The 7,984-nt window shown below is 68.6% G+C and carries 6 protein-coding genes; all 6 read right to left on the bottom strand.

Annotated elements, in window-relative coordinates:
• Positions 1-131: 131 nt before the first annotated feature.
• Positions 132-506 (bottom strand): hypothetical protein, encoded by a 375-nt coding sequence (locus VGU03_RS04730; protein ID WP_327479034.1) that lies wholly within the window; start codon positions 504-506, stop codon positions 132-134.
• Between the two features lie 140 nt (positions 507-646).
• On the bottom strand, positions 647-1,054 hold the full coding sequence (locus VGU03_RS04725; RefSeq protein WP_327479032.1) for a hypothetical protein: 408 nt from the start codon (positions 1,052-1,054) through the stop codon (positions 647-649).
• Positions 1,055-1,328: 274 nt separating this feature from the next.
• Positions 1,329-3,581, bottom strand: a complete 2,253-nt coding sequence (locus VGU03_RS04720) for a xanthine dehydrogenase family protein molybdopterin-binding subunit (RefSeq protein ID WP_327479030.1) — start codon at positions 3,579-3,581, stop codon at positions 1,329-1,331.
• Positions 3,578-4,105 (bottom strand): (2Fe-2S)-binding protein, encoded by a 528-nt coding sequence (locus VGU03_RS04715; protein WP_327479028.1) that lies wholly within the window; start codon positions 4,103-4,105, stop codon positions 3,578-3,580. The genes VGU03_RS04720 and VGU03_RS04715 overlap by 4 nt, the downstream gene beginning before the upstream one ends.
• 202 nt (positions 4,106-4,307) lie before the next feature.
• On the bottom strand, positions 4,308-5,627 hold the full coding sequence (locus VGU03_RS04710) for an APC family permease (RefSeq protein ID WP_327479026.1): 1,320 nt from the start codon (positions 5,625-5,627) through the stop codon (positions 4,308-4,310).
• A 262-nt stretch (positions 5,628-5,889) separates the two neighbouring features.
• Positions 5,890-7,809, bottom strand: coding sequence for a S53 family peptidase (locus VGU03_RS04705; protein WP_327479024.1), 1,920 nt, complete (start codon positions 7,807-7,809; stop codon positions 5,890-5,892).
• Positions 7,810-7,984 lie beyond the last annotated feature (175 nt).

Below are 7,984 nucleotides of genomic sequence, written 5' to 3'. Positions count from 1 at the left end.
TAGGAATGCCACGAGATGCAAGCATGACGTAGGCGATGAAGTTGCCGAGAACCGCGTAAACGCCAACGATTGCAAATAGTAGAAGGTAGGCAATCATGCAGACTCTGATGCTCTGACGTCTAACGCTGGAGTTAAGCGGCGCCGGTACGGCGTCCGCTTGGACGAACTGTTATGCCGGCACCCACACAAAACGCCGCCGCCGATACGAAACCATACACCGCTCCTGGCATGAGGGATTTCAGCGCTGCTTGCTGCGCGACCCAGAGAGCAAAAGCCTTGTCGTTCATCTGGGGATAGTAAGAACTATCTAGCGTGTAGAGCGCGAGCGCCAATGCGCCAAGTACCGTGCCTAGTAGACACATATAGAGCGCGTTTAGCTTGCCAAAGCGACGAAACAACAGCGCCAGCGGCACCGCGACAAGACAAGTCGTTGGAACCGTAATTAGCACGCCCACGAAGAAGACGAGTATGGGCGGTGTCATGATGCTCATTGTGGAGAAGGCCATGAGTAGCGCCATGAGCACAGGTACAGCAAAGCTGGATGCTAAAGCTCCTACGACGAGAGGGCGCGAGTGTTGGCTCATAGAGGCATAACGCTGGAGTTAAGCGGCGGCGTAGCCGTCCGCCTTGAACGAGATGTTAGGCATCACTTCCGGTCTTGCTCGCTGAGATCTCGTGGTTTCGCGCGAAGAGCGTCCAATTCACCACCATTGAAAGTCAACGTGCCATCCGACGTTACCAGTTCGAAGCCTTGCGGCTTGCACCTAAGAGCAGAAAATGATGGCTTGTAGTCCGAGTATAAGATTTGACGCTCGGCAAGATCGGGCTTGTGCTCAGCAGTTACAGAAAACGATGTTCCAACTGCGGCACCCCCACCTGTATTGAGATACAAGGCTACGTTGATGCCATTGTCAGTCATACAATGACTCATGAGGTGATCGTCTTCCGGGCGGCCGAAAACGTTCCGGTCGTGCGTGCTTCCGCATGCATAAAGCCCCGCCAGCATGCAGATCAGAAATAAGCGCCATACGAATGTCAAAGCCAGAGAAGGCATTTTGCGGAATCTTGCCATTTTGTTGTAAGGCCTAACGCTAAGTAGACCCCAAATCGGGGCATATGCACCGATAGTGGGGCGGGCTCTGCCGGGTCGTCAAGCGCTGGTGAATGGTCGTTACATCAAGGACTTGACCACTCGGGACGGGCTGATCGGCCGTGCTGCGGCGTCGGTGTATATCCGACGAAACGGGTGCATAAGTCTTATGCGCCCGGATCTGCGGGAATAATCCGTATGGTGGGCCACCGCGCGAGGTGCGGTGTACGCCAACCCGCTAGAGCAGCCGCAGCAACTCCTTCATCAGCGGCAAACGGCGCACGCGGACGGCGCTGGCGCGGAAGACGGCGTTGGCCAGGGCAGGGGCGGCGGTGGGCATGGCCAGGAAGCTGGCGCCGGTGGGCGCGCCGTCGTTGGGGACGGTGATGACTTCGACGTCGCGCGGGAGCTGGGCCATGCTGGCGAGCGGGTAGTCCTTCAGGCTCTGCTGCTGCACCTGACCGCCGGCGAAGGTGATGGCGGGATTCAGCGCGTTGGAGAGCGCATCGAGGGTGGCGCCGGCGACCTGGCCCTGCAGGCCCAGCGGGTTGATCACGCGGCCAACGTCCACCGCGCAGACCGCGCGCAGGATGCTGAGCTTCTCGCCCTTCACCTGCGCCTCGATGGCATGGGCCACGTAGGCGCCGTTGACGTGCCAGCAGGCCAAGCCCAGGCCGTTGACGGTGTGCAGCCAGTTGTTCCACCCGATGCGGTCGGTGGCGAGCTTGAGTACGTTGATCAGGCGGCCGATGTCGAGCGTGCCGGCGCCGGCGAGCGGGATCTGGCGCGGCTGCCCGAGCAGGCGCAGGCGGGTGTCGAGCGGATCCTCGCGCAGGCTGTGGGCGATCTCGTCGATGAAGCTCTCCACCGCGAAGGCGTTCGCCACGTGCGGTTCGCCGCGGAAGGGGCCGCGCGGCATGGCGCTGGCCAGGCCGTACCAGTCGCTGCGATAGGCAGGAACGAGCCCGGCCGGGACCTGGTCGGCCGCCACCTCGGACATCCACAGGCGGTCGGCGGCGACGCCGCGGCCGGCGAGGGCGGAGGCGCTCGCCATGCGCTGGTCCCACGCGATGACGTGGCGCTTGCGGTCGATGACCGCCTTGATCTTGTGCACCGTGCTGGAGCGGTAGTAGTCGTGCGCGAGGTCCTGCTCGCGCGTCCACATCAGGCGCACCGGCTTGTCGACCGCCTTGGTGAGCATCACCGCCTCGGCGACGTAGTCGTGGTCGAGCCGCCGGCCATAGCCGCCGCCCACGCGCGGCACTTCGATGGCGATCCTGTCGGGCGCCAGGCCGGTGAGGCGTTGCACCACGGCCCAGGCCTGCTGCGGCGCCTGGGTCGGCACCACCAGCGTGGCCTGGTCCTTGTCCAGCCGCACCAGGCAGTTCATCGGCTCGGGCGTAGCGTGGGCCAGCCACGGTTGCACGTAGACGGCCTCCACGCGGCGCGCGGCCTTGCGGTTGGCGGCCTTGAGGTCGCCGTCGTCGCGCACGCGGGCGGTCGGCGCGCTGTCGGTGTCGAGCAGGGCGAGCGCCTGCGCCTCGAGCTTGGCGCTGTCCTCGCCGGCGCTGGCGCCGGGCTTCCATTCGAGCTTGAGTTCGTCGAGCCCTCGCAGCGCGGCCCAGGTGTTCTCGGCCAGCACCGCCACCGCCGGGGCGATCGCGGTCTGGCCGGGCGGCACGCCGGCCTCGGGCTTGAGCGGCACCACCTTGACCACGCCCTTGACCGCCAGCGCCGACGCGGTCTCGATGCTGGCCAGGCTGCCGTCCGGCCAGGGGCATTGCGCGAGCACGGCGACCAAGGCATCGGGGTAGTGCGCGTCGATGGCGTAGCCGGTCTGGCCGGTGACGATGCGGCGCGCGTCGACGTCGCCGGCGTTCTGGCCGATCAGCCTGTAGCGCTGCGGCGCCTTCAGCGGCAACGGCGCGCCGGGCGGGTCGATCTTGCCGGCGGCCTCGACCAGGCTGCCGTAGGGGAAGCGCCGGCCATCCGGCGCGATCACCATGCCGTCCTCGCAGCGCAGCCGGTCGGCGGCGATGCCCAGGCGGCGCGCGGCGGCCTGGGTGATCAGCCAGCGCGCCAGCGCGCCGGCCTGGCGCAGGTCGGCCCAGGCGGCGGGAATCGAGTCGCCCGTGCCGCTGCGCTGGTGGCCGTAGCTCCACACGGGCTTGCCGTTCTTGTTCTCCACGCCCAGGCCCAGCGGCACCACGGTGACGTGGGTCCAGTCGGCGTCCAGCTCCTCGGCGATGATGCGCGGCAGCGCGGTGGCGGTGCCGGTGCCCGTATCCGGGTCGCGCGCGCCGATCAGCACGTTGCCGTCGCGGTCGATGCGCACGTAGGCGCCGAGCTTGCCGAAGTCCTGCCCGAGCATGCCGGGCGGGATCGGCACCTCGGCCGCGTCGGCGTAGCCGATGCCGACCACCAGCGCCCCGGCGGTGCCGGCGAGCACCTTGAGGAAGCGCCGGCGCGAAAGCTCCATGCAGCCGCTCATGCCTGCACTCCGGCGGCGCGCTTGATCGCGCGGCGCACGCGGGTCTGGCAGCCGCAGCGGCAGAGGTTGGGCAGCTGGTCGATGTCCTCGTCGGTGGGCTTAGGTCTACGCGTGAGCAGGTCGACGCCGGCGATCAGCCAGCCGGCGGTGCAGTAGCCGCAGCCGATCGCATCCTCGTCGACGAAGGCCTGCTGCAGCGGGTGCAGGCTGCCGTCGTCGGCGGCCAGGCCCTCGACCGTGGTGACGCGCGCGCCGGCCAGCCTCGCCATCGGCCGCTTGACCGCGGAGGCGGCCTTGCCGTCGACGAGCACGAGGTCGCAGCCGCCTTCGCCATGCGCGCCGCCGGGCTTGGTGCCGGTCAGCCGCAACACGTCGCGCAGGTACCACAGCAGCGGCATCAGCGGATCGCCGGTGTGCCGGAAGCGCTCGCCGTTGACGATCAGGTCGATGCCCTCGCGCACGGGTTCCGGCGTGATGTCGCCGGCGGTGGCGGGCGGCAGGCCCTGGGCTTGCGCTTGCGGCATCGGGGAGTCTCCACGCGAGGGTCGCCTATTGTGGCATCGCGTGCGGGATGAGGGAGCCGGGGGCCGGGTAGGCGTTCAGTTGGGGTCTTCACGAGGCCGCCTTGCGGAGCCCTCGGAATGCCTGCCAGCCATTCACCCTGACCGGCACGGCGGCGCGCCAGCCCGAATGCCTGCACATCAGCGCGCCGCATGGTGGGTGCGGTCAAGGCTCCGGCTTCGCCGATCGGCGCCGCCAGGCGTAATACACCGGCACCCCGGCGAGCATGATCAGCACGCCGATGCCGGCGTTGCGGGGGTTGTCGCGCATGGTCGCCACCACCACCGCCCCGATCGCCCCGACGAACAGCAGCGGCAGCCACGGGTAGCCGGGCACCCGGAAGCGCGGGCCGCCATCGTCGTGGCGGCGGTACCAGAACAGGGTCGCCACGCCCGCCGCGCAGGCCAGCCAGTCGCCGAAGGTGGCGTAGTCCAGCAGCGCGCCGTAGCCGCCCGACAACGCCAGCACGATCGCCCAGCCACACAGCGCGGCCAGCGCCACGTTGGGCGTGCCGTGGCGCGGGTGCAGCCGTGCGGTGAAGCGGAAGAACAGGCCGTCGGCTCCCATCACCTGCAGCACGCGCGCGCCGGCCACCAGCGTGATGTTGCAGAAGCCCAGCGTGGAGATGGCGATGCCCAGCGCGATCAGCCGCGCGCCGAGCGGGCCGAACATGCGGTCCATCACCTGCGCCGCGGGCGCGCGGCTCTGGGCCAGGCCGGCGTGGCCGAGCACCGCGAGGTAAGCGAGGTTCACCAGCGCGTAGGCGGTCACCACCACCAGCATGCCGACCAGCAGTGCGCGCGGCAGGTTGCGTTGCGGCGCGTCCACTTCGCCGGCCAGGTTGTTCAAGTAGGTGAAACCCGAATAGGCGAACAGCACCGGCAGGGCCGCGCCCATGAAGCCGACGCCCGCGCGTGCCGGATCGGTCGCCAAGGCCGCCGGCGCATGCGCACCGGCCAGGTACAGTCCGCACGCCACCAGCACCGCCACCGCTAGCAGCTTGAGCAGCGCGAACAGGTTCTGCACCTGCGCGCCGAGCTTGAGGCCGAACAGGTTGACCAGGGCGACGAACACCAGCGCGCCGACCGTGAGCGGCAGCGCCGCGTCCGCGGGCAGGCCGAAGGCGGCCCCCGCGTAGCTGGCGAAGATCGTCGCCACCGCAGCGGTGGAGCCCGAATAGATCACCAGCAGCATGGTCCAGCCGAACAGGAAGCCGGCCAGCGGCCCGAACGCCTCGCGCAGGTAGACATAGGTGCCGCCCGCCTGCGGCCGCCGCGCGCCGAGCTCGGCGTAGCAGAGCGCGCCGACGAGCGTGAGCACCCCCGCGCCGATCCATACCAGCAGCAGCGCCATGCCCGATCCGGTGCGCTGCGCGGCGATGCCGGGGTTGAGGAAGATGCCGCCGCCGATGATGCCGCCGACCACGATGAGTGCGGCGTCCCACGGGCCGAGGCTGCGCCGGTAGCCTGGGGTCGGGTTGTTCACGTCGTCGGCTGCCGTCGGGAAAGGAAGCGCGAGGATCGCCGGTACGGCGGGCGCGGGCAAGGTTTGCGAAGGGACGTCTCGCGTGGCCTTCATCCCGGGTGTTGAGGCATGGATCCTTCCCCCGCGTTTGCGGGGGAAGGACTCGGAGGTGGGTGTTGAGGTAGGGCACCTTCCCCCGGTTTACGGGAAGGTGCCCGGAGGGCGGATGGGGAAGCCTTGCGTCAACCCCACCCAGGCTTGCGCCTGCGAGCCGCCCGCTCACTCAGAAGGTACGCAGGAACGCATCCAGGTTGGCCACGTCCAGCGTGCCGATGCCGGCGCCCGGCGTGTAGTGCGGCTTGCCGTAGTAGAACCAGTTGTCGCCGTCACGCACGCTGTCGAACGCCGAGTACTTGCCATAGCCGAACACGTTCTGCAGGAAGTACACCTGCGGGTTCCAGAAGCCCACGCGATGCCCGGCGCTCTGCGTCAGCAAGGCGCTGATGCCGTTGAGCTGCGGTGCCACGAAACTGGTGCCGCCGTTGCCCGAGACCACGCCGCCGTCGGTGGTGGAAACGACCAGGTAGCCGGTTTCCGGATCGGCGTTGAGCGCGAGGTCCGGCACGTTGCGCCCGCGGAAGTGGCCGGGCAGCTTGAGCAGGGTGGTCGGCCCCGCTTTGGGGTCGTTGAAGACCAGCGCCTGCTTCTTCTCGCTGCGGCGCACGCCGTAGGTGAACTGCTGGTAGAACGGCGTCTGCCAGTACACGCTCACGCCACCACCGCCGCCGACCGAGAACAGGTCGATCCGGCTGGGGCCGAAGTTGGTGTCGAAGTAGTTCTGGATGTAGTCCCAGCCCCAGACGCTCTCGCGCTTGATCGACTCGACCGGGCCGCCGCTGAAGGAGTAGCTGTAGGGCGTGGTGGTGCCGCCGGCGGCAGTGATGAACGGGTCGGAGGCGGGCGAATCGACCGTCAGCGGCGCGCTGAACTGCCCCGGGCCGTCGCCGTGGCCGAGGCCGCGCACGGTGTCGTAGGCGCCCGAGTCACCCGACGCGGCGAACACCGACTGGCCCTGCACCGCCGCCTCCAGGAACACCTGATGGAAAGCGCGCAGGTCGCCGGCGTCCGTGGTGTCGGTGTCGGAGGCGCCGTTCACGTTGAGTGCGGCGAAGTTGAAGATCTCCGGCAGGCCCCAACTGGTGGAGATGCTGTCGGCGCAGTTGTCCGACACCGCCTGCGCGAAGGCCGCGACGAAGTCGCCGCTGGTGTTGGGCGCGTCGTAGACGATGATGTCGGCCTTGGGCGCCAGGCCGCCGGACTGCTCCACGTCCAGCGCCGTCTCGCCACTGCCGCCGTTGATCGCGCCGCCGCCGTTGACGTGCACCTGCTTGATGCGGTGGGGCTTGGTCACCAGGCCGATGCCGTCCCAGTAGGCCTGGGCGTCGGCCGGATCGAAGTTCGACAGGGTGACGATGCCGATGGTCGCGCCCTTGCCGGTCACGCCCTTCGCGTAGAGCGGATTGATGTCGTAGAAGTTGGCCACGTCGCCGACGGTGTAGCTGCCCGGCACGCCGGTGGCGGTCGGGTTGCCGCCGGCCGCCTTGGCGTTGGGCGCCAGCGCTCGCGGCGCCAGTGCCGTGGCCGGATGCGAGGCGAGCTTGGGCGTGCGGATGCGGTGGGAGATGTACTGGCGCTCGGTGCTCAGGCCCGAGACTACCGTGACCGTGCCGGCGAGCTCCGCGGGCAGACTGACCGGCTGCGCCGGGCGCCGGAACAGGTGGCCGTCGTCGGTCGACTTGTAGGTGTGGATGGCCGTGCCGAAGGCCTGGCCCAACTGCGCCAGCGTGCCCTGCACGCGGATCGCCATCCGGTTGTCCAGCACCTCGCTGCGCAGCCCCTGCTTGTCGAGGTAGGCCTTCACGTTGGCGATCTGCGCGTCGGTCGCGCCGAAGCGTTCGGCGAATTGCCGGGTGGTCAGGAAGCGGTGGTAATTGGCGCTGCCCGGCGTGACGGTCTGGCGGATCAGGTCTTCGAGCTGGCCCTGGTTGCGCAGCTTGAGGATCAGCGTGACGTTCGCGTTCTGGCTGGCGGTAGCCAGGCCCATGTCGATGGCGGGCCGGGCGGTCTGCCCGGCCCAGGCGGCACCGGCGAACAGGACGGCGAACGAGGCGGCAAGGGCTTTCTGGTGCAACTTCGCGAGCATGGGGTTTCTCCCTGGATGCGCGCGACCGAAAGACACAGGGGCTGGTAAGCACTGCGCCGACAGCCGCGGGCGTGCGATGGCTGGATGGATTTCTTCCCTATCGGCACCGCACCCCCTGCGGGCGTTGCCGTCGTCGAGCTTGCACCCAAGCGCGCGGGAAGGGAAGGGCTGCGTG

The sequence above is a fragment of the Frateuria sp. genome (assembly GCF_035944355.1).
Taxonomy (GTDB): Bacteria; Pseudomonadota; Gammaproteobacteria; order Xanthomonadales; family Rhodanobacteraceae; genus Frateuria_A.
This window is presented reverse-complemented; position numbering and strand designations above follow the sequence as displayed.